We start from the raw sequence: 24,861 nt of genomic DNA, 5'->3' as shown, positions 1-24,861 counted from the left end.
TTAGTTTGGCATTAGTAATTTAATTATAATTCCTTTTAATATTGAAAACGATTGCTTAGTGTTCACCTCCTCTTTTCTATGCTTTGATTCTAGTTGGGTGATAATGTCTCCTTTTACAGCTAATCCCCAACATGTATCTGCTCTTAATTGTACCCTATCTCTACTAAGCTTTTATTACAAAAATTTTCATCTTTCTGGGATTAATTTGTTGATAGTTAACGAAGGGTATTTGTGTGCCGTTAACTTACAATATACATACCCTAATTATTCTAGAAAACACAGCATAAGATAAATAAAGCATAGGTAGTTTTATGAACACCTATGCTCAAATTAATAATATAGTATTTGTGTTAATTACATTCATTTAAAAAGCAAGAAACCGAATAACCTTCTTCAATTTCTGCTAATAAAGGCTCTTTTTCCTTACAAATATCCATTGCTTTATGACATCTAGGATGAAAAGCACAACCCTTAGGTCTATTAATTGGACTTGGTATCTCCCCTTTAAGTATAACCCTGTCTCTTTTATACTCCAGATCTGGCTCCAAAAATGCCGATATTAATGCCTGTGTATATGGATGTCTAGGATTGTTGTATATTTGCTCAACATCACCTATCTCTACTATTTTCCCTAAATACATAACTCCTACCCTACTTGAAACATGTCTCACTACATTTAGCCCATGTGCTATGAATAAATATGTTAAGCTATATTCTTTTTGCAAATCACCCATTAAGTTTAATATTTGAGATTGAATAGATACATCTAATGATGAAACCGGCTCATCACATAATATGAATTTAGGCCTTGTTGATAATGCTTTGGCTATGCCAATCCTTTGTTTTTGACCTCCGCTAAACTCATGAGGGAATTTTTTTGCTGCTAAGCTCGACAGTCCAACTAGCTGGAGTAGCCTATTTACTTCTTTTGATATTTCCATTCTTGGAACTATTTTATGAATTAGCAAGGGTTCAGACAATATATCTTCTATGGTCATTTTAGGATCTAAAGCACAGGAGGAGTTTTGAAATATTATCTGTAAATCCTTCCTTAGCTTTCTAAATTCTTTTTCCCTATAATTTTGAATGTTAACACCATTTAATAATACTTCACCTGAAGTTGCTGGTAGTAGCCTAAGAATAAGATTTCCTGTAGTACTTTTGCCACATCCTGATTCTCCTACAAGTCCGAAGGTCTCTCCCTTATGGATTTTAAAAGATACTCCATCTACTGCTTTTATAGTCTTAGGCTTGTCAGTTATAATACCTAGATTTACAGGAAAGTGTTTAGTTAAATTTCTTACTTCTATCAAGGGTGTTTTCCCTTCCATTTATTTCACCCCCTGAGTGTATAAAAAGCACCTTACGAAATGGTTTTCTTCTATTTCTAATAATTCTGGCGTATTTTCTTTACATATTTGAGTTTTTTTCTCACATCTATCATAAAACTCACAGCCTGCTGCCAGGAAAGACATATCTGGAACTGCCCCCTCTATGGTGTAAAGCTTCTCCTTCGTTTTATTCATTCTTGGTATACATTTCATCAAGCCTATTGTATACGGATGTGATGGGTTGCTATATAAAGCATTTGTTGAAGCTATCTCCATGATTTTACCACCATACATTACAATTATTTTATCTGCCATCTCTGTAACTACACCTAAATCATGAGTTATCAATAACACTGATGTGCCAATTTCATCCTTTAATCTTTTGATTAAATCAAGTATTTCCGCCTGTATAGTTACATCTAAAGCAGTAGTAGGTTCATCTGCTATTAATAGCTTGGGATTGCATATCAGAGCCATAGCTATCATTATTCTTTGTCTCATGCCTCCACTAAGCTTATGAGGATAAGAATCATATATGGATTCTGGATCTGCCATTTCTACTTTTCTAAGCATTTCTATGGCCATTTTTTTTGCTTCTTCTCCTTTTGCTTTTTTATGTATAGTCAAACATTCCTTTATTTGATATCCAACTGTAAGTGAAGGATTAAGTGAATTCATAGGCTCTTGATATACCATAGCTAGTTTATTTCCTCTTATGCTTCTCATTTCTTTTTCTTTTTTCTTTAATAAATCCTCACCTTGAAATTCTATAATTCCAGATTCTATAATACCTGGTGGTTGAGGAACTAATCCCATAATAGATAAGGCTGTAACACTTTTACCACTTCCTGACTCACCTATTAATGCTACTACTTCTTTCTCATCTATAGTAAAGCTTACTCCACTTACTGCATAAATAGTTTTATCTTCAAGCTTAAAATAAGTCCTTAAATCCTTAACCTCTAATAACCTCATTTGCACCCTCCTCCATTCAGCTTATAGAGTCTATTTAAGCCATATCTTCCCATAAACCATATCTATAATACTATCTAAAAGATATTGAATATGTGCAGTCAATCTATCAGTATCTATTTCTTCTACGTTTGATTGAACCATACCATAATGCAAGCCTCTTTCCTTTTCCTTAATACCTTGCAATACAATACCTACCATGTCCTTATCTGATAATACCAGCAAATTTCTTTCGCTAATTTGATTATCTCCTATGATAAAATAATCCTTTGAGGAATTTCTTCTAAGCCATTTATGAAAATCCTGTTCTAGTCCAATATTTGAATTTACAATTGTATTATAATAAAGACTGTCCTCCGTTCTACCCCATTTGTTAATTCCCATAAACCTTAAAAGAATTAATAGTGGTTGTTCATCAAGTATGCCTTGTTTTTCAATATCTAAGAAGCCTTCAATAGTTATTTTAGATCCATCTATAAACATGAAAATAATTGACCTTTCAGGGGTTTGCTTAATATTTCCTAAATTCTTGGCTATTTCCAAACTACCTGCTATAGATGTACCATTTTCGTAAAGTCCTTTGTATTTAGTAAAATCTTCTACACCAGTGGTTGCCCCTAAATCGTGAAAGCCTAAATAATCATAGGTAGTAGCTATTATAATAGGATTTTCTTGATTTTTTCCTTGTATAATACCACCAATGTTTTTACCTACAAGTCCTTCTTGATTGTCTATAAAACTATTTATTAATACCTTACTCCCCTCCAGCTTCCACAGCTTCATAGCAGCAATCTTCCCTACATTAATCTTAATAGGAGGCGCAGTTTCATTATAAGCCTGTACATTGTCTAATACTCTAGTTAATCCCTTCTCATCTAAATCATTTCTCTTTTGAATAAATGTTGAGTACTTAATATCTGGAACTATAACTCCCTTTATATGCTTGTGTTCCTTTCTTTCATTAACTAATTTGTCATAAATAGCATTTTGACTTCCATTAGGATTTAACAAAAGAATATAGTTTTTTGATGGAGTGTATTCCTTTGAGAGATAAGTATCTACCGTAATAATTTCTCCCTCTAATCTATCTATTGAATTAGAATACCAGCTTTCTAAGTAATAATCTACCTTGTATTTTAAATCATCTATTATCTCGTCTTTTTCATTTAATATAGTGAATTTAGAATCATTAATAATATTTATAGTTGGATTTATTGTAAATTCACTAATATAATCTCCATTAAATAAAGGCTTAATATTGTAGCTCTTTAGTTTATCTATGATATAATTCCCAAATTCTTCATGGCCTATGGAACCAATTAGTCTACCCTGGTATATATCATTATCAACTTCCATAACATGGCCCATTACCCCATTATCCAATATTAGCAATGCATTTAACACTGGAACAACTATCAATAATACTATTACAACAATTGTCAATGTTTTTACTATAACATTTTTTCGTTTTTCTTTAAAATGCATTAATTCACTTATGTAGGTTAAGGGTGATAAATGGAACCAAAATTTATTCACATATGAAATAAATCTTGAATTTCTCTTATTAAGCTCAAAATTTAATCCTTCACCTAATAGATTAAATCCAATTATACTAACTGAAAAAACTAATAAGGGAAAGGCAGAAATCCAAAACATATTTCCTGTTACAGATCTTTTAGTTGATGCAAGCATAGCACCCCATTCTGGGAAATAATTAAAATTTGACCTGCTTATGCTACCTACAGTTTTTACAACGAATACTTGCTTATTACCAACAAATACTTCAAATATCCCTAACTGGGCAAGTAATAATAGTACTAATGCAATTTCAAGAAATAAATAAATAATCATTGAAGGCATAATATGCACAGAAACATTTTGTGTTGCAATGGCAAACTTACTTTTTCCTGCTGCAATAGCACCTTGAATAAAGTCTTGATTTAATATATCCTTTATTTTGTCTTCAATAGTACTAGCCAATCTCCCCCAGCCTACAATAGTAAAAACTATTATAAAAGCTATAATAGAAGGTATTAGCTCTAGATTTTTTATTGCATCTATTTTTAAAATCATTATACATATTAACAAGCTAGGTACTGCACTAAAGGTAGAAGAAAATATAGTTATTAGGCGTTTAGAAATCCCTTCTCCAAAAGCAGCAAAGAAAGCAATAGGTGTAGCAATTAAAAATCTCAAAAATGTAGCTATAAAAACAATCATAAACGTGTTTTTTGCTCCCGCCATTATTACACTGAGAACATCTCTACCCCCATTATCAGTTCCAAAAATATGATTTTTATCTGGTGGAAATGGTGCTCTTCTAAAAACTTTTTCACCTTTATCATTCATAAACCATCCCGAGGTTTCACCATAGCTAGCGTCATAAGGCGCAAAATACTCACCGAAGAAAATTAAAACTAATACACCTAAAACTATTATAAGTCCTACTATTAGTGGAATATTAATCTTTCTCATATGACAGCCCTCCCTCTTTTGGGATCTAAAACAAATTTCAGAAGCTTAAATAGGGAATAAAAGGATAAATATATTGCACATAGCACTAAAGCCAAGCCAGTTACTGCATCTGGTTGACCCTTATCATAAAAATCAATCATCATATATGTCAGGCCTTTATACTCAAATAAATATTCAACAATTGCAAGATCTGAAATAATTATAGTCAAAACTGCAGGAAGTGAGCCTGCTACTTCTACAATAGCATTTCTAAAAACATGTACCCACATTACTCTAAGCCTTGAACTCCCCTTACTTATTGCTGTTCTAACATATTCATTTTCATAAGCCTTGTCCATGGCAACTGCAATTAGCCTAGCAATATACATGGTTGGAAGAATAGAAAGAACTATCATAGGTAATACCATATGCTTCAATTTTTCATATCCTACAACATCTATATTGAATCCATATTTATTTCTAAGCCATATGCCTAAGAATTGAAATAAAGGAGCTAAGAAAATAACTGGAATTGATAGTCCAATTACTGTAGTAAATAATTTAAAGGTTGAGTTGTTTTTTTTATGTTTTTTACTATCAAATACGCCTTTAAGGATTCCTAAGACTAAAGCTAAGCCTAAAGAACTAACTAATAGCTTCATAGATCTAAAAAATCCTGTTTTTAAGATTTCATTTATTGGCTCTAGGTTCTCTCGATAAGATACGCGATTGCCCATAGAATCTACTTTTCTAACTATCTTATATGTCCAGCCAAGATCACCTTTCAATAGCAGTTTATAATAGCTAATAACATCATCCTTTAAGGTTTCAAAGGAAGTGCTCGTAGTTATGGTAGTGCTTCCACCATATCTTCTTAAGAATATTTCCCTTTGAATATCACTTAAGGAACTAATATCTATGTCTATCTGTCTAGGCTTAGATAGTTTAGTTATAGCTATAACTAGGGTCAAAATAATAAATGCAATCAAAAGCCATGAAATAGATTTAATTAGCAATTTAATTATCCTTTTCAAACATATCCCCCCCAAGAATTGTAAAGCTAGGTATAGGCTTTATCATTTTAGCTTATTTTCTTTGTATCTTGCTAAATTTTCAGCATCCTCTATCTCAAGATCTTTATCACCTGCTAAGGACTCTAAATGATGAGTAAACTCGTGTAATAGTGTACCTTTTAATTTTTCTCGCAAAGCTATAAGAGATGTACCGCTATAAATTTTCTTAAAAGAACCATAATATATTGTTATACGTCTTCCAGTTATACCATGAGAATACTCTCCCATGATGTAAAGTATATCTGTTGCTCTGCTTTCTGGGTGCATTTTATATTCTGGTAGGAGAATAATTCCTTCATTTAATTTTTCAAATAATTCTTGAGGCAACTCCTCAGCTATTTCATCAAGTATTGCGTGAACCTCTTCTATGGTTGGAAAACTATTCATATGTAACATCCTTTCTTATCAGATTTTATTTAAAATACTAGAAACTAATTTCTTTCTCTTATAACAGTCAGCCTTCATATCTAAAGCATCTTGTAATATGAGCATTAACTAATCCAGTTGCCTGAGTATAGTATATAAAAAAATTTAAATAATCTATTCTACAACATACATGCATATTCCTCTAAATTTGGTTTCACTATAATTTATAGCAAAAAAATAGACCCTGCATTGAACTTCTACAGGGCCCTAAATATTACTCTTATTTTAATTTTTCAAATCTTTCAGCTACCTTTTTCCAATCTAGTACATTCCACCAAGAATCAATATAGTCTCCTCTTCTGTTCATATATTTTAGATAATATGCGTGCTCCCATACATCTATACCAAGGATTGGTTTTTTGCCATTTGAAATTGGGTTATCTTGGTTTGGAGTAGCTTCAATAGCCAGCTTCCCATCAGTATCTATGACTAACCAAGCCCAGCCACTTCCAAACTGTCCTAAGGCTGCTTTTTTAAATTCTTCTTTAAATTTATTGAATCCACCTAAATCTTCATCAATTTTTGAAGCTAACTCTCCTTCTGGGCTTCCGCCACCTTCAGATGACATTATATCCCAAAACAGTGTATGATTATAATGTCCTCCACCATTGTTTCTTACAGCTTTTCTAATGCTTTCTGGTAAGCCTTCTAGACCTTTTAATATGTCTTCAATATCCATATCAGCAAACTTCTCATGTCCCTCTAAGGCTTTGTTCAAGTTATCTACATAGGCTTGATGATGCTTAGAATAATGTGTTTCCATGGTTAATTTATCTATATGCGGCTCTAATGCATCAAAGGAATAATTTAATTTAGGTAATACAAATTTCATAATATCTCTCCTCTACTTTATATATGTTAATTTGTTTATTTGCAATGTATTATATATATATCCACTTTTCCAAATGATAAACATTATCATTTGGAAAAACTAAAAAAATCTATTGCTATAGATTTTCTTAAGCAATAGATTTTTTTGATATAATCTTTTACACTATCTTGGTATAAATCCAACCTTCTTATATACCTTTCTTAAAGTCTTATTAGCTACATATTCTGCTTTTCTTGCTCCCTCTGTATATATTGTTTGTAAATAGTCTTTGTTATTCATAAGGTCAGAATATTTCTTTCTAATTGGTCTTAGTCCTTCAACTACTATTTCAGCTAAATCTCCTTTAAACTTGCCATAGCCTTGATTTTCATACTTGTTTTCAATATCAGCTATGCTTTCTCCTGAAAACTTAGAATATATTGTAATTAGATTTTTTATTCCTGGCTGCTCATCCGAATATTTAACTATGCCTATAGAATCCGTAACTGCTCTTTTTATTTTCCTTGCTGTTACATCTGCATCCTCAATTATTAATATATAATCATTTTCGTCATCACCTGATTTTGACATTTTGCTTAAAGGATCTTGTAGACCCATTATTCTGTTTCCAAACTTCGACATGTAAACATCAGGAATCTTAAAGGTTTCGCTGTATCTATTATTGAACCTAATAGCTAAATCTCTAGCGAGCTCTAAATGCTGCTTTTGATCTTCTCCTACTGGTACTAGGTCAGCTCCATATAATAATATATCAGCCGCCATTAAAACAGGATAAGTAAACAATCCCGCATTTAGATTTTCTTCACCTTTTTGTGACTTTTCTTTATATTGGGTCATTCTACCTAATTGCCCCATATATGAAATACAGTTTAGCACCCAAGATAGCTCAGCATGTGCACTTACATGAGATTGAAAAAACAATGTGTTTTTTTCAGGCTCTATACCTGTTGCTATATATTGAGCTAATATTTCTAATGAGCGTCTTCTTAAATCTTTAGGCTCTTGAGGTACAGTAATAGCATGTAGGTCTACTATACAATAATAACAATCATAGTCATCCTGAAGCTCTACCCAGTTTTTTAGTGCTCCCAAGTAATTGCCTAAGGTAGGTTCTCCTGTAGGCTTAACTCCACTAAATATTACCTTCTTTTCACTCATACTTATTACCTCCTATTATTTTAAATAGTCTATTTTTATACATATTATAAATAAAAAATAAAAGCCTCTCATCTCAATAAGAGACGAAAGGCTGATTCCGCGGTACCACTCTAGTTAGTCAAATGACTCCCTCTATCTATAACGGTAGATTCCCGTTAAGCTTTACTGCTATTTCAAGCTTAAACTCATGAGTCCATTCAACAAATATCTAAGCTTCAGGCTTGCACCATCCCTGAATCGCTTTGGCTAGAAAAAATGTCTACTACTCTCATTCATTGATTTAAATATGTTATTATAACTATTATATATAATTATATATAAATGTAAACACTTTTATTATTTTTTATATTATTATCCTATATTTGGGTATTGTTTTTAAATCAATTTTATTATAGATAATTATTATTGTTATATTGTCACGATTAATAGTATAATATTTTTATAGGCGTAGAAAGGGGGATTTACATCTATGAGTAAAATTAAAATATTTGCTGATAGCACTTCCGATTTAAGCAAGAATCTTATAGAAAACAATCAAATTTCTATAGTTCCTCTTTATGTAGGGTTTGATGACGAGTCCTATAAGGATGGAGTCCAGATAACAACCAAAGATCTATATACTAAGGTAGCTGAATACGATAAGCTTCCTAAAACCTCTGCCCCATCACCCTTAGACTTTGTTAATGCTTTTAAACCATTTGTTGAAGAAGGAAGAGATATACTTTATATAGGTATTTCATCAAAGCTATCATCTACACTACAAAATGCAAAGATCGCTGCAAGCGAGTTTCCTAATGCAAAAATAGAAATAGTAGACTCCTTTAACTTGTCTACTGGCATAGGATTACTTGTAATGAAAGCTGTAGATTTTGCCAATGAAGGTATGGGTGTAGAAGATATTGCAGCCAAATTAAGAGAATTGGCTCCTAATGTGGAAACTGCCTTTGTACCAGATACTTTAGATTACCTCTATAAGGGTGGACGATGTTCTGCTACTCAAGCATTAATGGGAAGTGTTTTGAAAATTAGGCCTATAATTAAAGTAGTAGATGGTGGTATGATTGTAGGACAGAAAGCAAGGGGAAAAAGAGAAAAGATTCTTGAAACTATGCTAGAAAATGCTCTAAAAGACAAGGATAGCATGGATAAGAAAAGAGTATTTGTAACTCATACTGAAGGCCTTGAAGATGCTAACTTTTTAAAGGAACAGCTTGAAAAGGAATTAGATGTAGAAGAAGTCATCATTACTGACGCAGGCTGTGTCATCTCTAGCCATTGCGGTCCTAATACCGTTGGAATATTATACATATTAAATGAAAAGATATAAAACCAAAACAGATACTCTCTATTAAACTTAATGGAGTTACAGATATTTTAATTCCTCATGTAACTCCATTTTGCATTGTTTGACCTATATTAAATAATTACATCTATTATTAACCCTTAAATTTTTTCCTGCTACCAGGCTTTACATAAGGTATTCCTTTTTTACAAAGTGGACACTGGTCACTTTCATAGCTGTCTATATCTAATTCTACAGCACTATATACAGGATACCTTAATTTCCCTTTACTTCTATCAGCTATACAAGCTATACCAACTACTTCTCCTCCCATATTTTCAACTAATTCTATAGCTTCTAAAGCAGATTTTCCAGTGGTTATTACATCTTCAGATATTAAAACCTTTTCTCCTTTCTTTATCTCAAATCCTCTTCTTAAAACTACAGTATCATTTTCCTTTTCTCGTTCTGTAAATATTGCTTTTTTGCCTAATTGTCTTCCTAGTTCATAAGCCACTATTACTCCACCCATAGCAGGACCTAAAACTATGTCTATTTCTAAATCAGTCAATTGATTAGCAACTTTGCTTAATATTTTTTCTGATTCCTCTGGATATTGAAGAACCTTAGCACACTGAATATATTTATTGCTGTGCTTACCTGATGATAATAAAAAGTGTCCCTCTAATAAAGCTTCAGTTTTTCTAAGTATATCTAAAACCACAACCCTACCTCCTTGCTATTCCTTTTATTTCATTTATTGATTTGATTCCCTCTGCTTTTAAAAAAGCTTCTATTCCTTGAATAATGTCTAAGGATATATCAGGCTTAATAAAATTTGCAGTACCTACTTGAACAGCAGCTGCACCTGCCATTATAAATTCTATAGCATCTTTCCAATCCATTATTCCACCAATCCCAATTACAGGAACCTCTACTGCATTTGATACTTCATAAACCATTCTTAGTGCTATAGGTTTTATAGCTGGACCAGATAATCCAGCAAACACATTATCAAATACTGGTTTTTTGTTGTATATATCTATAGCCATGGCCTTAAAAGTATTTACTAATGATATTGCCCCTGCTCCTGCTTCACAGCATTTTATGGCCATGTCTACAATATCTTCTGCATTTGGGGAAAGTTTTACAATAATAGGCTTTTTAGAAAGTTTACATACTTCTAACACAACTTTATATGCAACACTAGATTTTATACCAAAAGCCATTCCCCCTGCTTTTACATTAGGACAAGATATATTTAGCTCTATAAAATCTACATTAGTTTCATTTAGTTTATATATCCCTTCAATGTATTCTTCTATACTTCCTCCGCCAAGATTAGCAATAATACCTGTATCAAGCTCATTCATAAAAGGTAGTTCATTAGATATAAAATTATCTATGCCTGGATTTTGAAGCCCTATACTATTTATTAAACCGCCAGTTGTTTCATAAAGCCTAATACCTTTATTGCCTTCTTTTTTATGTATTGTTAAGCCCTTAGTACATATACCACCTAGCTTAGAGACATCAAAAAATCCGGAATATTCCTTCCCAAATCCAAAAGTACCAGATGCTGCTATAACAGGATTCTTTAATTCCACATCACATATGTTCACACTAAGCATAGTTCATCACTTCCTCACCGCTAAAAACTGGTCCATCTTTACACACTGTTTTCATTCCATTGCTTGTACTACATGTACAGCCTAAGCATGCTCCTATTCCACAGGCCATGTAATTTTCCTTAGAAATATATATTTTTTTATTGTTATCTAAACAAGTCTTCACAACCTTATCCATCATAATGTTAGGACCACAACAAAGTATAATATCATAATTAATTGAATCAAATATTTCTGTAATAAATCCTTTATAACCATAGCTTCCTGTATCTGTAGATATATATACTCTATTTGCTATTTTATTAATATCATCAATTAGATACGCTATGTCTCTAAAGCCTGCATAGAAGTCAATTACGCAACCATTGAGGGATTTTGCTACATAATACATTGGAGCTATGCCAATCCCGCCAGTAACGATAGCTACTCTGCCTTTAATATTATCTATATCAAACCCATTACCTAAAGGCCCTAAAAGCTCAATATAATCATCTTTCTCTAAATTACTAAATATTTCTGTTCCTTTTCCCCTTATTTCATAAAGAAATTCTATCTTATTTTCATCTATGTTATGAATACTAATAGGTCTAGATAATAAAGGTTCTCTATTCCAACTACGCAACATATAAAATTGTCCTGACTTTCCCTCAAACTTACCTTTAATTATTAGCTTAAAAATACTTTGTGCTATTTCTTTGTTTTCAAGAATTTTAGCCTTCATATGCTTTGACTGCATTATTAATGTCCTCCCTCATGAATAATACTTCTTCTCTAGCATAGACATCAAAATTATCATCATTATCATGTTTTTTATAAGCGAGCAGAATACCTCTTGATGAATTAACTATTCCTCCATTCCCATTTTTCAAATATCTAGCAACATCCTTAGCCTTTCCTCCTTGTGCACCATATCCAGGAATAAGGAAAAACATATTACTTAAATCTTTCCTAATATCCTTAGCTTCATCTACATGGGTACACCCTGCAACTCCACCTACAGAGCTATATCCACATTTACCAATGTAATCATTTGCTAGGTTTTCTATTTTATCTCCTACAAGTTTGTATACAGGTTTATCATTTGAATCTTTAATATATTGAATATCATGAGCTCCTTCGTTAGAGGTTCTAATAAGTATAAATAATCCTTTCTCTTTTTCTCTAACATAGCTTAAATAAGGTGTTATGCTATCCATTCCCATATAAGGATTTAGTGTAATAAAGTCACTTTCAAAGTCTCCTTCAAAATGAGCCTTTGCATACATTTCAGCCGTTTTTGAAATATCTCCTCTTTTTATATCTGCTACCACAATACATTTTTTCTCCCTAATATATTGAATTGTCCTTTTATAAGCTATAAGTCCCTCTATTCCTAAAGCTTCGTAATATGCGATTTGTAGCTTAAAGCAAGCTGCTATATCATAGGTAGCATCTATAATTCTTCTATTAAATTCAAATATTGTATCTGATATTGCGAAATACTTCTCCTGAAAACTTTTTGGTACATATTCAATTGCTGTGTCTAATCCTACACATACAACACTTTTTTTCCTTACTGATTCATATAATTTATCAACTATCATATAATCCCTCCCTTGAATATATAATTTCCCCTGCTTTTATAGTAGCTTCTATACTACCCCAAACTTTACTTTTGTCAAAAGGGGTATTTTTACCCTTAGATGCAAATTTAGATATATCTATATGGTACATTTTTTCTAAGTCTACTATTACTAAATCTCCATCATAACCTTTTTTTATTTGACCTTTGTTTAATCTCATTATATTAGCAGGATTTTTAGACATTAGCTCTGACAGCTTATTAAGTGAAATATGTTTTTCTTTTACAAGCTTGGTAAAACATACTGAAAAAGCAGTTTCTAGTCCTGATATCCCTGGTAAGCCTTTTTCCTTATCTAAAGCACTATGAGGTGCATGATCTGTGGCTATTACATCTACCCACCCCTGCTTTATACCTTCTATTAGAAAATTTACATCCTCTTTATTTCTTAAGGGAGGATTAACTTTATACTCTGTACTATTATCTAGAGCAATATGATGGGGAGCAACTTCACAGGTTATATTTATTCCTTTCCTTTTTCCGTCAATAATATATTGTAAAGCCTCTTTTGTACTTACATGAGCCATATGAAGTCTGGCTTTAGTATAATTTGCTAGCTCAATATCTCTAATCGTAGATATGTTTTCTGATAATGCAGTATCATATAGGCTTAATTCTCTATCCTCTGCATGTGACATTATAATAAGGTTTTTTTCCACTGCCTTTAACATGGCTTGAAGCATTACTCTATTGTTTTCTACTCCATTTCCATCGTCAGATATGATTTTTACTGACTCATCTATATTGTCAAGATGATAAATACTATGTCCATCAAATCCATTAGTTATAGAAACAGATTGATGTACATCAATTAATCCAATTTCTTTAGCTCTATTTAGTACATAGTTAACTACTTCCATATTACTACATACTGGATTTGTATTTGCCATAAGATTAACTGCTGTGTATCCGCCTCTAACTGCAGCAAGGTTTCCTGACAGTAAATCCTCCTTATACTCAAAACCTGGTTCTCTAAAATGGCAATGCATATCTACAAAGGAAGGGAGAAGGGCCAAACCCTTAGCCTCAATAATTTTACAATCCACCTGTATATTATTGCCTATATCTTGAATAGTACCGTTTTTTATATACACATCTGATGTAATATCTTGGCGCCAATCTATTATTCTAGCACCTTTTATTAATAGCTCCATATTTTACACCTCTAGAAAATGATATATCTCATCACAATATTCGCATCTATAGTGTCCATTCTTTTCGTCTACTAGTATAAATGAATGAACTATATTTCTCTCTATTGAAGTTACACATCTAGGGTTTTTGCATTTCATTACATCTTCTACTTTAAGAGGAAGTTTTGGTTTTAACTTTTCTATAATAACTTCATTTTCAATAATATTTATTGTAATATTAGAGTCAATAAAACCAAGCACTGTTAAATCGAAGTCAATTACATTCTCTATCTTGATCATATCCTTCTTCCCAAATTTTTTACTAGGTGCATTTTTTATAAAAGCTACTGTATAGTCTGCCTTATCTAAACCTAAATAGTTAAATATCTTTATTCCTTGACCTGCTTCAATGTGATCAATTACTATTCCTTTTTTAATATTATTTATCATAACCATTATCTACCACCCCCAATAGTTTTAATATTAAAGCCATCCTTACATACATACCGTACTTTGCTTGATTAAAATAGAAAGCTCTAGGATCCTTATCAATCTCATGGGAGATTTCATTAACTCTTGGAAGAGGATGCAAAACAACCATGTTTGACTTTGCTAGCTTCATTTTCTCCACATCTAAAATGTAGCTATCTTTTAGTCTCACATAGTCTTCTTCATTAAAAAATCGCTCTTTCTGTACTCTTGTCATATAGAGTATATCCAGTCCCGACATATGCTCTTCAATTTTTTCTGTTTCTATAAAAGGGATTTTGTTTTTTTGTAGGATTTCTTTTCTTATATATTCTGGTATGCGTAATTCTTGTGGGGAAATCAAAATGAACTTATTGTTTTCGTATCTAGACATTGCTTTTATCAAAGAATGGACTGTCCTACCAAATTTAAGATCTCCACATAGGCCTATGGTTAAATTTGAAAGACTTTTTTTAACGCTTCTGATGGTTAAAAGATCTGTTAATGTTTGAGTGGGATGATGGTGTCCTCCATCACCTGCATTGATTAATGGAATGTTAGAATACATTGATGCAAGTTTTGGTGCTCCTTCTTTTGGATGCCTTATAACTGCTATATCAGTATAGCAACCAACTGTTCTGATGGTGTCTGCAATACTTTCTCCTTTTGCAACTGAACTTGAGTTAGGCTCTGAAAACCCTAGCACCCTTCCACCAAGTCTTAGCATGGCGGCTTCAAAACTCAATCTAGTTCTAGTACTTGGTTCAAAAAACATTGTGGCCAGTATTTTCCCATGGCATAAATGACAATATTTCTCTGGATTTTTTATTATTTCGTCTGCCAATTCAAATATTTCTTCTAGTTCTTCAATCGCAAAATCCATGGGGTCAATTAAATGTCTTCCTTTTAGCATATTATTCCTCCTCTTAGTATTGCCGGCTAGCTTAAGGCTTTAAAATGTCAACATAAAGTGGTTGTTTTTTAATATCCCCCCTCCAAACTTCACTAGTTAATTAAGTTTTTTATTTCCTTATGTATGTTATCACTATAGTTTCTAAAAATCAATAAAAATTTATGGAAAAATAGGACTCAAAATGAGTCCCTATTCTATCCTTGATTAAGCTGATTTTTTACTTGAGATATATCTTGTTGGTTAGCATTTTGTGCAGGCGTATAATAACCTTTTTGCTCTGCTATTTGATACAATTGATATTGAAATTGCTCTGCTTCGTCCCTTAGCTTTTGTAAAGCGCTTCTAAGCTGTTGATTTGAACATTCACTTATAGCAGTGCCATAACATTGCATACTAGCCTTTGTCATTGATAATACATCATTTACTATATCTCTTTCTTGCAATTTGCAAACCTCCTCTTATATAGATTGAATTAAGTTTTGTGCTGTAGTATTAGCGTCTTGAGCTCCTTGACTAAACATTTGCTTTAGTTGAGTGTCCTGACACATGCTAGCATACTCATTGAGCTTAGTATTCATAAGCTTGTGACTACTAACTATCTCTCTTAAATTTTGAAGCTCTAATTGGTTAATTTGGTTTAAATTTATTGGGTTTTGTAAAGCCATTTAACCTCTCCTTTCATATTTAATCATTTAGTATTTTGTCTCAATTGATTAAAAATTATTAATATTTATAAAAAACTTTTAAAAAAACTATTGACAATGTTGCTCATTAGCCTTAAAATAAGTAAATATAATAACCTTAAAAATTAAATAATAATAAACTCTTATCAAGAGAGGCGGAGGGACTGGCCCAATGAAGCCCAGCAACCGGTGTTGTGTAACACGAGGTGCTAATTCCAGCAGCATAATATGCTGATAGATGAGAAAGGATAGATAGTGTATGCAATTTAGCCTCTTTCATTTGAAAGAGGCTTTTCAGTTATATTGAGTTCTTAAAATAAATACAGGTTTATTATTTATGTTCATGCACTCGTTTAGCAATGAGTTTTATTACAGTAATTCATTATGGAGGTAAAGCAATGATTGAAATTAAGAATTTAAGCAAGAGCTTTAAAGGCAAAACTTCTAATGTAGAAGCTTTAAAGGATATCAACCTAATAATATATAAAGGCGAAATTTTTGGAATCATAGGTCTTAGTGGTGCTGGAAAATCTACACTTATTCGGACTATTAATAGGCTTGAAGAACCAACAGAAGGTACAATATTTATCGAGGACACTGACATTATAAAACTAGATAAAAAGAAACTAAGAAGTACAAGAAAAGAAATTGGAATGATATTTCAACATTTTAACCTTCTAAATTCAAGAACAGTTTTTGAAAACATTGCATTCCCTTTGGAGATAAGTGGGTACGATAAAAGTTCTATAGAAAAAAGAGTAAATGAGCTGCTTGAAGTTGTAGAATTGGCTGATAAAAAAGATGCCTATCCATCTCAGCTAAGTGGTGGTCAAAAACAAAGAGTAGCTATAGCTCGTGCATTAGCAAATAATCCAAAGATACTTTTATGTGACGAAGCTACATCAGCACTTGATCCAAAAACTACTAAAGCAATACTTAATCTATTGAAAAAAATTCAACAGGAGTTTAACTTAACAGTAGTGCTTATAACTCATCAAATGGAGGTTATTAAAGAGATATGTAATAGGGTTGCCATAATAGAAGATGGTAAAATCATAGAACTAAATACTGTAGAAGAAATATTTGCAAAGCCTAAGACCAGCACTGCCAAAGCTTTTATCTCGCATATTCAAAGAAGCAGTCAGTCAGAGAATATATATCCTAAGATTTCTGGCTCTACAGTAATTAAATTAAGCTATCTAGGAGATTCTGCTAAAAAACCAATTATATCTAATCTAATTAGAAAATTTGAAATAGACATAAATATATTGTCAGGAGATATAGATGAGCTTCAGACGACTAGCGTAGGTAATCTTTTAGTTCAAATAACTGGTGAAAACAAGGAAAAAGAAAAAGCATTTGATTGGCTTAGAAGTCAAAATATAGACCTAGAGGTGATATGGAATGGGTAATATTATCCTTCTTTTACTTCCTTCCTTATGGGAGACTATTATAATGGTTGCAATATCTACAATATTTTCATTGATACTTGGATTCCCTCTGGGTATTTTATTAGTCATTACAGAAAAGGATGGAATATGGGAAAGAATAACCTTAAATTCTATTCTTAATGGAATAGTAAATATATTTCGTTCTTTCCCATTTATTATATTAATGATTTTTATAATGCCACTTACAAAATTAATAGTTGGTAAAACCATAGGAACCCTTGCCACTGTTGTACCACTATCTATTGCAGCAGCTCCTTTCGTAGCTAGGATTGTGGAAAGTGCATTTAAAGAAGTTGATAAAGGAATAATTGAAGCAGTTTCATCAATGGGTGCCTCTACATTTGAAATTATTACAAAAGTATTGATTCCAGAAGCTATGCCTTCATTAGTACTAGGAATTACTATGACCATAATAAATTTAATTGGATATTCTGCCATGGCAGGTGCTATAGGAGGAGGTGGACTAGGAGATTTAGCCATACGTTATGGATATCATAGATATCAAACAGATGTAATGATAGCTTCTGTAATAGTTATTATAGTATTAGTTCAATTAATACAGCTATTAGGTAATAAGATTTCGTATTCAATTGACAAAAGAAAATAAGGAGGAATAATAAATGAAAAAATATTTGAATGTTTTATTAGTAATTGTCTTATTAACATCGGTAATAATCACAGGCTGTCAGCCTAAGACAGGTAATGATAAGGTTATAATAGTAGGTGCTACTCCAGAACCCCATGGTGAAATGCTAAATCTAATAAAAGAAGATTTAGAAAAAGAAGGCTATGAACTTCAAATAATTGAATTTACTGACTATGTAAAGCCAAACTTTGCTGTGGCTCAAAAAGAACTAGATGCAAACTTCTTTCAACATTTACCATACTTACTTGAATTTAATGAAAAAAATAAGCTTGATTTAGTTTCATTGGGGAATGTTCACATAGAACCTATGGGACTATATTCAAATAAATTTAGTGATATAAATGAATTAAAGGATGGAGCAACAATAGCTATTCCAAACGATACAGTTAACGGTGGAAGGGCTCTTAATCTTCTTGAGGATAAAGGCTTTATTAAGTTAAAAGAAGGCGTAGGACTAAATGCTACTGAAAATGATATAGTTGAAAATCCTAAAAACCTTATAATCAAACCTCTTGAAGCTGCACTTCTACCTAGAACACTAGATGAAGTAGATGCTGCTTTAATCAACGGAAACTATGCTATACAAGCTAATTTATCTGCTGCCAAAGATGCTATTCTTCTGGAAAGATCTGATTCACCTTTTGCTAATATAGTTGCAGTAAGAAAAGGAGAAGAAAGTAGTCCTAAGCTTAAAGCTCTATTAAAAGCTCTTCAATCTGAAAAGATTAAAGCATTCATCCAAGAAAAATATGAAGGCGGAGTTATACCATCATTTTAATATAGACTCAAGGTTTTAACTAGATTCACCCCTTAGTTTACTCAACTAAAAACAAAAAAGAGAGATTCTCCATTTGCATTCTGAATGAAGAGTCTCTCTTTTATATACTTTATAAGCTTCTCAACTTATTTAACATAATTTTTTGTTCAACTGATGCTACAAGTCTTCTTGTGTAGGAAACCGTGTCTGGATTTACACTCATGCTGTCTATTCCCTCTTGAACTAGAAACTCTGCAAATTCTGGGTATTGGGATGGGCCTTGTCCGCATATGGATATAGTCTTTCCATATTTATGAGCAGCTTTTATTAATATGGATATCGCTCTTTTAACTGCTTCATTTCTTTCATCAAAATATCCCATGTTGTTTAGGATACCTGAGTCTCTATCAGCCCCCATTGTAAGCTGAGTTAAGTCATTACTTCCTATACTAAATCCATCTACCATTTGTGCAAATTCTTCTGCTTCAAATACTACAGATGGTACCTCTGCCATTATCCATAGCTTAAAGTTTCTGCCTTGTTCTAGCCCCTCTTCAGCCATTATTTCCTTAACCTTTTTTAATTCCCATGTGGTTCTCACAAATGGAAGCATTACGTATACATTTGTAAGTCCATATTCTTCTCTTACTTTTCTTATAGCTCTACATTCAAGCCTAAAGCCTTCTTCGTATTCTGGTGAAATATATCTAGATACACCTCTCCAACCTATCATTGGATTAGCTTCTATTGGCTCTACTTCATCTCCACCCTTTAATCCTCTAAATTCGTTTGTTCTAAAATCACTTAGTCTAACTACTATAGGTCTTGGGTATATTTCTTGAGCTACTTTTGTAATTCCTTCTGACATTTTATCTATAAGTAGTTGCCCTTGACCAGTTTTTAATAGATACATAGGATGTGCTCCTACTAGATTTGTGAAAATGAACTCTGTTCTCATTAAGCCTATACCATCAAAAGGAAGGCTTTTATATCTTTGTATCATTTCTGGCTCGCCTAAGTTCATGTATATCTTTGTTGCTGTAATTGGTGCTAATTGATGTATTAATTCTTCATTTATACCTACTGTTGTAGTCACTTTTTCTTCTTTTTTTTGCTTTTCTTGAAGTACTGTTCCTTTATATACTACTCCTCTAGTAGCATCTACAGTTATTTCCATTCCCTCTGTAAGCTCTTCGCTTGCTTTTTTTGCACCTACTATACATGGTATACCTAGCTCTCTTGAAACAATAGCTGCATGACATGTTCTTCCGCCCTCATCAGTAACTACTGCAGCTGCTCTTCTCATGGCTGGAACCATATCTGGATTTGTCATTACTGTTACTAGTATATCTCCATCCTCTACTCTATCAATTTCAGTAATATCTTTAATGTTCCTTACTTTACCGCTACTTATTCCTGGGGATGCAGGTAAACCTCTTACTAAGGTTACTAATTCATTATTTTGTTCAATATTCATATCTGCACTCTCCTTTTTCAAAGTAGTAATAGGTCTTGCTTGTAAAATATATAATTCTTCCGTATCAGCATCTAATGCCCATTCTATATCCTGAGCCGATTTATAAATATCTTCAATTATAAGTCCATTTCTACCTAAATTTGATACTTCTAAATCATTTAAACAAGGCTTGTTTACTTTGTCATATCCTAAATATTCCTCAACTTTTACCTCAAGAGTTCCTACATCATTTGAATTTTTAATTACCATCAGATTTTTTTCAGCAATATTCTTCTCAACAATATCTAAGGTTTTTTTATCAAGGATAAATTCATCTGGTGTTACTATTCCTGAAACTACAGCTTCTCCAAGCCCCCAACTTGCATTAATCATAATTTGATTTAAGTCGCTATTCACAGGATTTGCTGTAAACATAACTCCAGATATTTTACTATTTACCATTTTTTGAACTACAACACTTAATGCTACATCTTGATGCTTGAAGCCTTGATGATGTCTGTAATAAATAGCCCTTGAAGTCCAAAGGGATGCCCAGCACCTTTTTATATGCCTTAGTATTTCTTCTATTCCACTTATATGAAGATATGTATCTTGTTGTCCAGCAAAAGAAGCCTCTGGTAAATCTTCTGCTGTAGCTGAACTTCTAATAGCTACCTGAGGATTGTCCATGTTTATTCTTTTACTAAACTCCTTATATGCCTTGATTATTTCTTTCTCTATTTCAATGGGTATACCAGCTTTAATGATTAAGCTCCTTATGCCTGCGCTTCTTAATTGCAATTCTGAAGAATCTTCAACGTCTAAATCCTCTAATATCTTTACTATTTCCTTTTCTAATTTTGATTTACTAATAAAATCTGTATAGGCAGAAGCTGTTACACAAAATCCAGGTGGCACGTTTACTCCCTTAATAGTTAACTCCCCTAAGTTTGCACCCTTTCCTCCTACTATTGGTATGTCTTCCTTATTTGTTTCATTAAACCACACTATATAATTGTATTTCCCCATTTGTTTTGCTCCTTTCTTATATTTCTTTATATATTATATCACATATAGTTAAATGTGACATACTTTTTTTGTGTTTTTATTATGTATTTACATGTTTTTTTATATTCAAAGCATAAAAATATATTTAGCGTGTCACATTTAGCCTTTTTAAAGGACGCCTGATGGCGTCCTCTAAAAGCATTACAAAATATTGTTTAAATTTAAATCATATTTTAATCTCTCAGCTATATCTTCATATTAAATCTCTGCATTTTTAATCCATTATAATTACAGCTGTATCGTTCATATCTGCCCAATCATATACGAACTTTGCATGGCTGGTATAGTTTCTTACACATTTTGCAGATCTAGGAGTAGTGCCTATGGTTACTAAATATTCTTTCATTCCAGGGTCTATTTTTTCTCCATCTACAACTTTATATTCTACTGGGATGCCATGAACATAAGCTCCAGCAGAAAATCTTGTGCCATAGGGTGCATAGCCTGCTATTTGATTAGTTCTATGGTTTAAGTAATAGAATTTATCTCTCTTTTGAAGCACCTTAAAGCTACCAGTAGGTGTTTCATATTTGTTTTCTTCTGACATCCCAGTAGTAGCTAATGTGTATGAAATCATAGTCCATCTTCCATTTCTGTTTTCAAATAAAGCTTCATTTTGGTTTGTCTTATCTACTACTATAACCTTATTTAAATTATCTAAATTATCATCAAAGGATATGAACTGCTTAGGTATCCAATATTCTCCTTCATAAGCTAAATTTTTGACTTTAAAATGCCCCTTATCCTCATCTAATATAGACACGAGCATTCCATCTGGAAAATATCTAAATTCATTTTTGTTTTCAAGGCTATAATAAGCAGGAGCACTTTGATATGCTTGAATTCCAAAACTATCTACAGCTTTACCATTGATAAGGGGAGGAGAACCATTTCTATCCTTATAATTTGATATATATCCATATTGATATTTTTCTAATTCAAATTCTAAACTCTTTATTTCTTCAGACATTTTGTCAAATCTAAATTTTCTAGGAACTCCTTTGTCTACTGTAACATATCCATAGGTTGTATTCCCATTTTCTATCCAAGACAGTAAATACCATTCATTTGTCTGATTTAAATAGTTGAAGGTTGCTTTGCCCTCAAGCTTTACCTTAGAAAGCTGTTCAGCCTTTCCTAAAGCATCTGAATCTAGATTTGGTTCTGAGTAAATATTTGTGTCTTCTGATGTAATTAAAAGATAATCTAGAGGTATATTGTATTCTTTGTATAGTAAATCCACATCTATGTCATCAGGTATTAGAGTTACATACATTTGTGCATTGCCAGCGACATTTATACTATTAGTAAGTCTATCTGTGTTAGGTCTATTTACATCCTTATTTGCCATATTATTTTGAAACAATATGTCTTTCTTGCCATTAGCTTCACTAATAAAATCTTTTGTCAATCCCATATCCACATTTACGTCTATATAGTTTATGTTATTCTCTAAATCATCTCTATAGGTAATGCTTTCTCCCCCAGTTCCTCCTTCACTAGTGTCAATATCTGGTCCACTTTTTTGAATGTTCTTATTAGGCTTTTCTGGTACTCTTAATCCATCAATGCTACATGATGTAAGTATCAAAGCTAAAACACATATAGTCAAAATCACTTTTTTCAATTAAATACACCTCCCAGTGTATTTAGTTTAACCAAAAAATTAAAAAAGGCTTATACTATGCATTGGTAAATTAAGGAATATTAAATATAAAAAGAAGTATAAAAAGATTTAAGCTTTTTATACTTCTTTGATAAGTTAATTAATCCAATTTTCATCTTATAATAATACATTTATAAGCTTTAATAGTCCAATTAATTAATCTATATTACATTCCTACAGATTGAAAACTACTTCCTTTTACTTCTACTATATCATTTATTGTTAAAAAAGCCTTTGGGTCTATTAATTCAACAATATTCTTTAGCTTAACTACCTCGCTAGATGTTACTATACAATATATAACTTTTTTGTTTTCCTTTTTATATCCACCCATGCCCTCTAGAAAAGTTACTCCCCTATGAAGTTCTTCAATTATTGCTTTTGCCAACTCTTCTGACTTATCCGATACTATTAATATATTCTTTTTCATATTAAATCCTATCTGTACCTTATCTAATATTTGATATCCTATATACATTGCTATTAATGTATACATTGCTGATTTATAGCCAAATAATAAGGATGCGATAAGCATAACTACAGTGTTTACCATCATAAGCCCTGTTCCTATATTTACATTATATTTTTTCTTAAGAATTGCAGCTATTATGTCAAGGCCTCCTTGACAGGTTCTATGTCTGAACATAAGTCCCATACCAGTTCCGTTCAATACTGCTCCAAAAACTGAGCCTAGCAATCTATCGTCAATTACAATATACTCTCCAAGGCCATTAGTCACAGTTAGTAAAAAAGAAAAAATAAGCATAGAAATAAATGCATAGGTTACAAATTCCTTATCTACTAAACGTACTCCCATGATAAAAATCGGTAAATTCATAGCTAAGACAGATATTCCTGATGGTATATCGGTTAAATATTGTATCATAATTCCAATACCACCTATACCTCCACTTAGAAGCTTGTTTGGTATAAAAAACACATTAAAGGCTATAGCACATAATAAATTACCCAAGATAATAAAGAATATTTTTTTGAAAATAGTTTTTGACATTTTTGTATTTGTGCCTTTAGTATATTCATCTCTCATCTTTACTTTATTCTCCTTAGTCTTGCTGTTTTCTTGCTGCTTTATTGTTCTAAATTATACATTTATTACTTTTACATTATAGCACATAATAGTGTTAATATCTAAACAAAAATACAGATCTCAATAGGATTGAAATCTGTATTTTGGGGGCTCAAAAACTACTGTTTAGAAATCAAAGCATTTACAAAATATTATGATTAACAGTAAAAAGAAGAAAAGTAAACTTTCGTTCATTTCATCAAATAAACCACAATTGCAAAAGATAATAACTAGTATTAAGAAGAAAAATAATAAGCTTTCGTTGTTTTCCCCAAAAAATGATTCTCTTTCAACTGGAATGTTACTACTGATTTCCTGTGACATACTATCCTCCCCTTCAAATATATAATTTATTAGTGAACTCAAAGCTATGTAAGCTAAAGTTTCATACTATATCTTATTCTCCTAAGAGAAAAATGTTACTTTTTATACAAGTAATTGTTAATCTCTAATCGAATAGGTATAATTAGGCAAAAAAATGAAATAATAATTTATGAATCTATAATAATTTAAGGAGGGATTCTATGGATACAGTAGCACTAGTGCTTGTTATTATTGGGGCACTGAACTGGGGACTTATTTCTCTATTTAGATTTGACCTTGTGGCTACTCTTTTTGGAGGTCCTGCTACTATTTTAAGCAGAATAGTATATGGGCTTGTAGGATTGGCTGGATTGTACTGTATAACCTTATTATTTAGAGATAGAGAAAGAGTTGATAGGTAAAAAGAAAAAGTCGGGTATCCGACTTTTTCTT

Annotated in this window: 25 protein-coding genes, 1 riboswitch and 1 other annotated feature; of the genes, 5 read left to right on the top strand and 20 right to left on the bottom strand. The window is 32.0% G+C overall.

The window, feature by feature from the left end:
* Positions 1-350: 350 nt before the first annotated feature.
* The 7 genes from BLV37_RS06795 to trpS all read right to left on the bottom strand — a co-directional run bounded on the left by BLV37_RS06795 (position 351) and on the right by trpS (position 8,246).
* Complete coding sequence (locus tag BLV37_RS06795; RefSeq protein ID WP_091729098.1) at positions 351-1,331, bottom strand: ABC transporter ATP-binding protein; 981 nt, start codon at positions 1,329-1,331, stop codon at positions 351-353.
* Entirely contained in the window at positions 1,332-2,312 is a 981-nt protein-coding gene (locus BLV37_RS06790; protein ID WP_176967902.1) for an ABC transporter ATP-binding protein, read from the bottom strand. It lies immediately after the preceding gene.
* Between the two features lie 24 nt (positions 2,313-2,336).
* Positions 2,337-4,778: an ABC transporter permease subunit gene (locus tag BLV37_RS06785; protein WP_091729092.1), complete on the bottom strand. Its 2,442-nt coding sequence runs from the start codon at positions 4,776-4,778 to the stop codon at positions 2,337-2,339.
* Positions 4,775-5,791 (bottom strand): ABC transporter permease subunit, encoded by a 1,017-nt coding sequence (locus tag BLV37_RS06780; RefSeq protein WP_091729089.1) that lies wholly within the window; start codon positions 5,789-5,791, stop codon positions 4,775-4,777. Before BLV37_RS06780 ends, BLV37_RS06785 begins: the two co-directional genes overlap by 4 nt.
* Before the next feature lie 42 nt (positions 5,792-5,833).
* Positions 5,834-6,217, bottom strand: a complete 384-nt coding sequence (locus BLV37_RS06775; RefSeq protein ID WP_091729087.1) for a metallopeptidase family protein — start codon at positions 6,215-6,217, stop codon at positions 5,834-5,836.
* Positions 6,218-6,476: 259 nt separating this feature from the next.
* Entirely contained in the window at positions 6,477-7,088 is a 612-nt protein-coding gene (locus tag BLV37_RS06770; RefSeq protein WP_091729084.1) for a superoxide dismutase, read from the bottom strand.
* A gap of 162 nt (positions 7,089-7,250) precedes the next feature.
* Positions 7,251-8,246, bottom strand: coding sequence for a tryptophan--tRNA ligase (gene trpS / locus BLV37_RS06765; protein ID WP_091729081.1), 996 nt, complete (start codon positions 8,244-8,246; stop codon positions 7,251-7,253).
* A gap of 76 nt (positions 8,247-8,322) precedes the next feature.
* Positions 8,323-8,531 (bottom strand) — a binding site (T-box leader).
* Positions 8,532-8,715: 184 nt separating this feature from the next.
* Between trpS and BLV37_RS06760 the strand changes: the two genes are divergently transcribed.
* Positions 8,716-9,573: a DegV family protein gene (locus tag BLV37_RS06760; RefSeq protein WP_091729079.1), complete on the top strand. Its 858-nt coding sequence runs from the start codon at positions 8,716-8,718 to the stop codon at positions 9,571-9,573.
* A gap of 109 nt (positions 9,574-9,682) precedes the next feature.
* On the opposite strand, the gene pyrE is transcribed toward BLV37_RS06760, so the two are convergent.
* The 9 genes from pyrE to BLV37_RS06715 form a co-directional block, all read right to left on the bottom strand.
* The gene (pyrE, locus tag BLV37_RS06755) at positions 9,683-10,252 is read right to left on the bottom strand and encodes an orotate phosphoribosyltransferase (RefSeq protein ID WP_091729076.1); all 570 of its coding nucleotides are present in this window, start codon (positions 10,250-10,252) and stop codon (positions 9,683-9,685) included.
* Between the two features lie 4 nt (positions 10,253-10,256).
* Positions 10,257-11,159: a dihydroorotate dehydrogenase gene (locus BLV37_RS06750; protein WP_091729073.1), complete on the bottom strand. Its 903-nt coding sequence runs from the start codon at positions 11,157-11,159 to the stop codon at positions 10,257-10,259.
* A complete protein-coding gene (locus BLV37_RS06745) occupies positions 11,152-11,892 on the bottom strand; it encodes a dihydroorotate dehydrogenase electron transfer subunit (protein ID WP_091729071.1) in 741 nt (246 codons plus the stop codon). The genes BLV37_RS06750 and BLV37_RS06745 overlap by 8 nt, the downstream gene beginning before the upstream one ends.
* Positions 11,867-12,739 (bottom strand): orotidine-5'-phosphate decarboxylase, encoded by an 873-nt coding sequence (pyrF, locus tag BLV37_RS06740; RefSeq protein ID WP_091729068.1) that lies wholly within the window; start codon positions 12,737-12,739, stop codon positions 11,867-11,869. Before pyrF ends, BLV37_RS06745 begins: the two co-directional genes overlap by 26 nt.
* Positions 12,729-13,931 (bottom strand): dihydroorotase, encoded by a 1,203-nt coding sequence (locus BLV37_RS06735; RefSeq protein ID WP_091729065.1) that lies wholly within the window; start codon positions 13,929-13,931, stop codon positions 12,729-12,731. The genes pyrF and BLV37_RS06735 overlap by 11 nt, the downstream gene beginning before the upstream one ends.
* Positions 13,932-13,934: 3 nt before the next feature.
* Entirely contained in the window at positions 13,935-14,366 is a 432-nt protein-coding gene (locus BLV37_RS06730) for an aspartate carbamoyltransferase regulatory subunit (RefSeq protein WP_091729062.1), read from the bottom strand.
* Positions 14,350-15,291, bottom strand: a complete 942-nt coding sequence (gene pyrB, locus BLV37_RS06725; protein ID WP_091729059.1) for an aspartate carbamoyltransferase — start codon at positions 15,289-15,291, stop codon at positions 14,350-14,352. Before pyrB ends, BLV37_RS06730 begins: the two co-directional genes overlap by 17 nt.
* A 194-nt stretch (positions 15,292-15,485) precedes the next feature.
* Entirely contained in the window at positions 15,486-15,734 is a 249-nt protein-coding gene (locus tag BLV37_RS06720) for a spore coat protein (RefSeq protein WP_091729057.1), read from the bottom strand.
* Between the two features lie 15 nt (positions 15,735-15,749).
* Positions 15,750-15,956 carry a hypothetical protein gene (locus tag BLV37_RS06715; RefSeq protein ID WP_091729054.1) on the bottom strand — a complete coding sequence of 69 codons (207 nt, stop codon included), beginning with the start codon at positions 15,954-15,956 and terminating at the stop codon, positions 15,750-15,752.
* Between the two features lie 158 nt (positions 15,957-16,114).
* A riboswitch (SAM riboswitch) is annotated at positions 16,115-16,219 on the top strand.
* A 153-nt stretch (positions 16,220-16,372) separates the two neighbouring features.
* On the opposite strand from BLV37_RS06715, the gene BLV37_RS06710 reads away from it, so the two are divergent.
* Genes BLV37_RS06710 through BLV37_RS06700 form a run of 3 tightly spaced genes read left to right on the top strand, consistent with a single transcriptional unit; the run spans position 16,373 to position 18,849 of the window.
* Positions 16,373-17,386 carry a methionine ABC transporter ATP-binding protein gene (locus BLV37_RS06710; protein WP_091729052.1) on the top strand — a complete coding sequence of 338 codons (1,014 nt, stop codon included), beginning with the start codon at positions 16,373-16,375 and terminating at the stop codon, positions 17,384-17,386.
* The gene (locus BLV37_RS06705; RefSeq protein WP_091729049.1) at positions 17,379-18,032 is read left to right on the top strand and encodes a methionine ABC transporter permease; all 654 of its coding nucleotides are present in this window, start codon (positions 17,379-17,381) and stop codon (positions 18,030-18,032) included. Before BLV37_RS06710 ends, BLV37_RS06705 begins: the two co-directional genes overlap by 8 nt.
* A gap of 13 nt (positions 18,033-18,045) precedes the next feature.
* The gene (locus BLV37_RS06700; RefSeq protein WP_091729045.1) at positions 18,046-18,849 is read left to right on the top strand and encodes a MetQ/NlpA family ABC transporter substrate-binding protein; all 804 of its coding nucleotides are present in this window, start codon (positions 18,046-18,048) and stop codon (positions 18,847-18,849) included.
* A 109-nt stretch (positions 18,850-18,958) separates the two neighbouring features.
* On the opposite strand, the gene ppsA is transcribed toward BLV37_RS06700, so the two are convergent.
* The 4 genes from ppsA to BLV37_RS06680 form a co-directional block, all read right to left on the bottom strand.
* Positions 18,959-21,313: a phosphoenolpyruvate synthase gene (gene ppsA, locus BLV37_RS06695; RefSeq protein ID WP_091729042.1), complete on the bottom strand. Its 2,355-nt coding sequence runs from the start codon at positions 21,311-21,313 to the stop codon at positions 18,959-18,961.
* Positions 21,314-21,566: 253 nt separating this feature from the next.
* Positions 21,567-22,970, bottom strand: a complete 1,404-nt coding sequence (locus BLV37_RS06690; RefSeq protein WP_244270493.1) for a L,D-transpeptidase — start codon at positions 22,968-22,970, stop codon at positions 21,567-21,569.
* A 214-nt stretch (positions 22,971-23,184) separates the two neighbouring features.
* Positions 23,185-24,066: a YitT family protein gene (locus BLV37_RS06685; protein WP_091729037.1), complete on the bottom strand. Its 882-nt coding sequence runs from the start codon at positions 24,064-24,066 to the stop codon at positions 23,185-23,187.
* Between the two features lie 165 nt (positions 24,067-24,231).
* Entirely contained in the window at positions 24,232-24,429 is a 198-nt protein-coding gene (locus BLV37_RS06680) for a hypothetical protein (protein WP_091729034.1), read from the bottom strand.
* Between the two features lie 200 nt (positions 24,430-24,629).
* Here BLV37_RS06680 and BLV37_RS06675 point away from each other — a divergent pair, with 200 nt between their 5' ends.
* Positions 24,630-24,830: a DUF378 domain-containing protein gene (locus BLV37_RS06675; protein ID WP_091729032.1), complete on the top strand. Its 201-nt coding sequence runs from the start codon at positions 24,630-24,632 to the stop codon at positions 24,828-24,830.
* Positions 24,831-24,861 lie beyond the last annotated feature (31 nt).

It is taken from the genome of Proteiniborus ethanoligenes (assembly GCF_900107485.1).
GTDB lineage: Bacteria > Bacillota > Clostridia > Tissierellales > Proteiniboraceae > Proteiniborus > Proteiniborus ethanoligenes.
Note: the sequence above shows the minus strand (reverse complement) of the source record. Positions and strands in the feature narration are given on the sequence as shown.

What these genes read in the sequence shown, in the direction of transcription:
- BLV37_RS06735 (WP_091729065.1), bottom strand. Translation starts at nt 13,931, where the DNA reads ATGGAGCTATTAATAAAAGGTGCTAGAATAATAGATTGGCGCCAAGAT.
- ppsA (WP_091729042.1), bottom strand. Translation starts at nt 21,313, where the DNA reads ATGGGGAAATACAATTATATAGTGTGGTTTAATGAAACAAATAAGGAA.
- pyrF (WP_091729068.1), bottom strand. Translation starts at nt 12,739, where the DNA reads ATGATAGTTGATAAATTATATGAATCAGTAAGGAAAAAAAGTGTTGTA.
- BLV37_RS06685 (WP_091729037.1), bottom strand. Translation starts at nt 24,066, where the DNA reads ATGAGAGATGAATATACTAAAGGCACAAATACAAAAATGTCAAAAACT.
- BLV37_RS06730 (WP_091729062.1), bottom strand. Translation starts at nt 14,366, where the DNA reads ATGGTTATGATAAATAATATTAAAAAAGGAATAGTAATTGATCACATT.
- BLV37_RS06680 (WP_091729034.1), bottom strand. Translation starts at nt 24,429, where the DNA reads ATGTCACAGGAAATCAGTAGTAACATTCCAGTTGAAAGAGAATCATTT.
- BLV37_RS06775 (WP_091729087.1), bottom strand. Translation starts at nt 6,217, where the DNA reads ATGAATAGTTTTCCAACCATAGAAGAGGTTCACGCAATACTTGATGAA.
- BLV37_RS06770 (WP_091729084.1), bottom strand. Translation starts at nt 7,088, where the DNA reads ATGAAATTTGTATTACCTAAATTAAATTATTCCTTTGATGCATTAGAG.
- BLV37_RS06710 (WP_091729052.1), top strand. Translation starts at nt 16,373, where the DNA reads ATGATTGAAATTAAGAATTTAAGCAAGAGCTTTAAAGGCAAAACTTCT.
- BLV37_RS06700 (WP_091729045.1), top strand. Translation starts at nt 18,046, where the DNA reads ATGAAAAAATATTTGAATGTTTTATTAGTAATTGTCTTATTAACATCG.
- BLV37_RS06760 (WP_091729079.1), top strand. Translation starts at nt 8,716, where the DNA reads ATGAGTAAAATTAAAATATTTGCTGATAGCACTTCCGATTTAAGCAAG.
- BLV37_RS06675 (WP_091729032.1), top strand. Translation starts at nt 24,630, where the DNA reads ATGGATACAGTAGCACTAGTGCTTGTTATTATTGGGGCACTGAACTGG.
- BLV37_RS06715 (WP_091729054.1), bottom strand. Translation starts at nt 15,956, where the DNA reads ATGGCTTTACAAAACCCAATAAATTTAAACCAAATTAACCAATTAGAG.
- pyrB (WP_091729059.1), bottom strand. Translation starts at nt 15,291, where the DNA reads ATGCTAAAAGGAAGACATTTAATTGACCCCATGGATTTTGCGATTGAA.
- trpS (WP_091729081.1), bottom strand. Translation starts at nt 8,246, where the DNA reads ATGAGTGAAAAGAAGGTAATATTTAGTGGAGTTAAGCCTACAGGAGAA.
- BLV37_RS06705 (WP_091729049.1), top strand. Translation starts at nt 17,379, where the DNA reads ATGGGTAATATTATCCTTCTTTTACTTCCTTCCTTATGGGAGACTATT.
- BLV37_RS06745 (WP_091729071.1), bottom strand. Translation starts at nt 11,892, where the DNA reads ATGCAGTCAAAGCATATGAAGGCTAAAATTCTTGAAAACAAAGAAATA.
- BLV37_RS06785 (WP_091729092.1), bottom strand. Translation starts at nt 4,778, where the DNA reads ATGAGAAAGATTAATATTCCACTAATAGTAGGACTTATAATAGTTTTA.
- BLV37_RS06795 (WP_091729098.1), bottom strand. Translation starts at nt 1,331, where the DNA reads ATGGAAGGGAAAACACCCTTGATAGAAGTAAGAAATTTAACTAAACAC.
- BLV37_RS06750 (WP_091729073.1), bottom strand. Translation starts at nt 11,159, where the DNA reads ATGCTTAGTGTGAACATATGTGATGTGGAATTAAAGAATCCTGTTATA.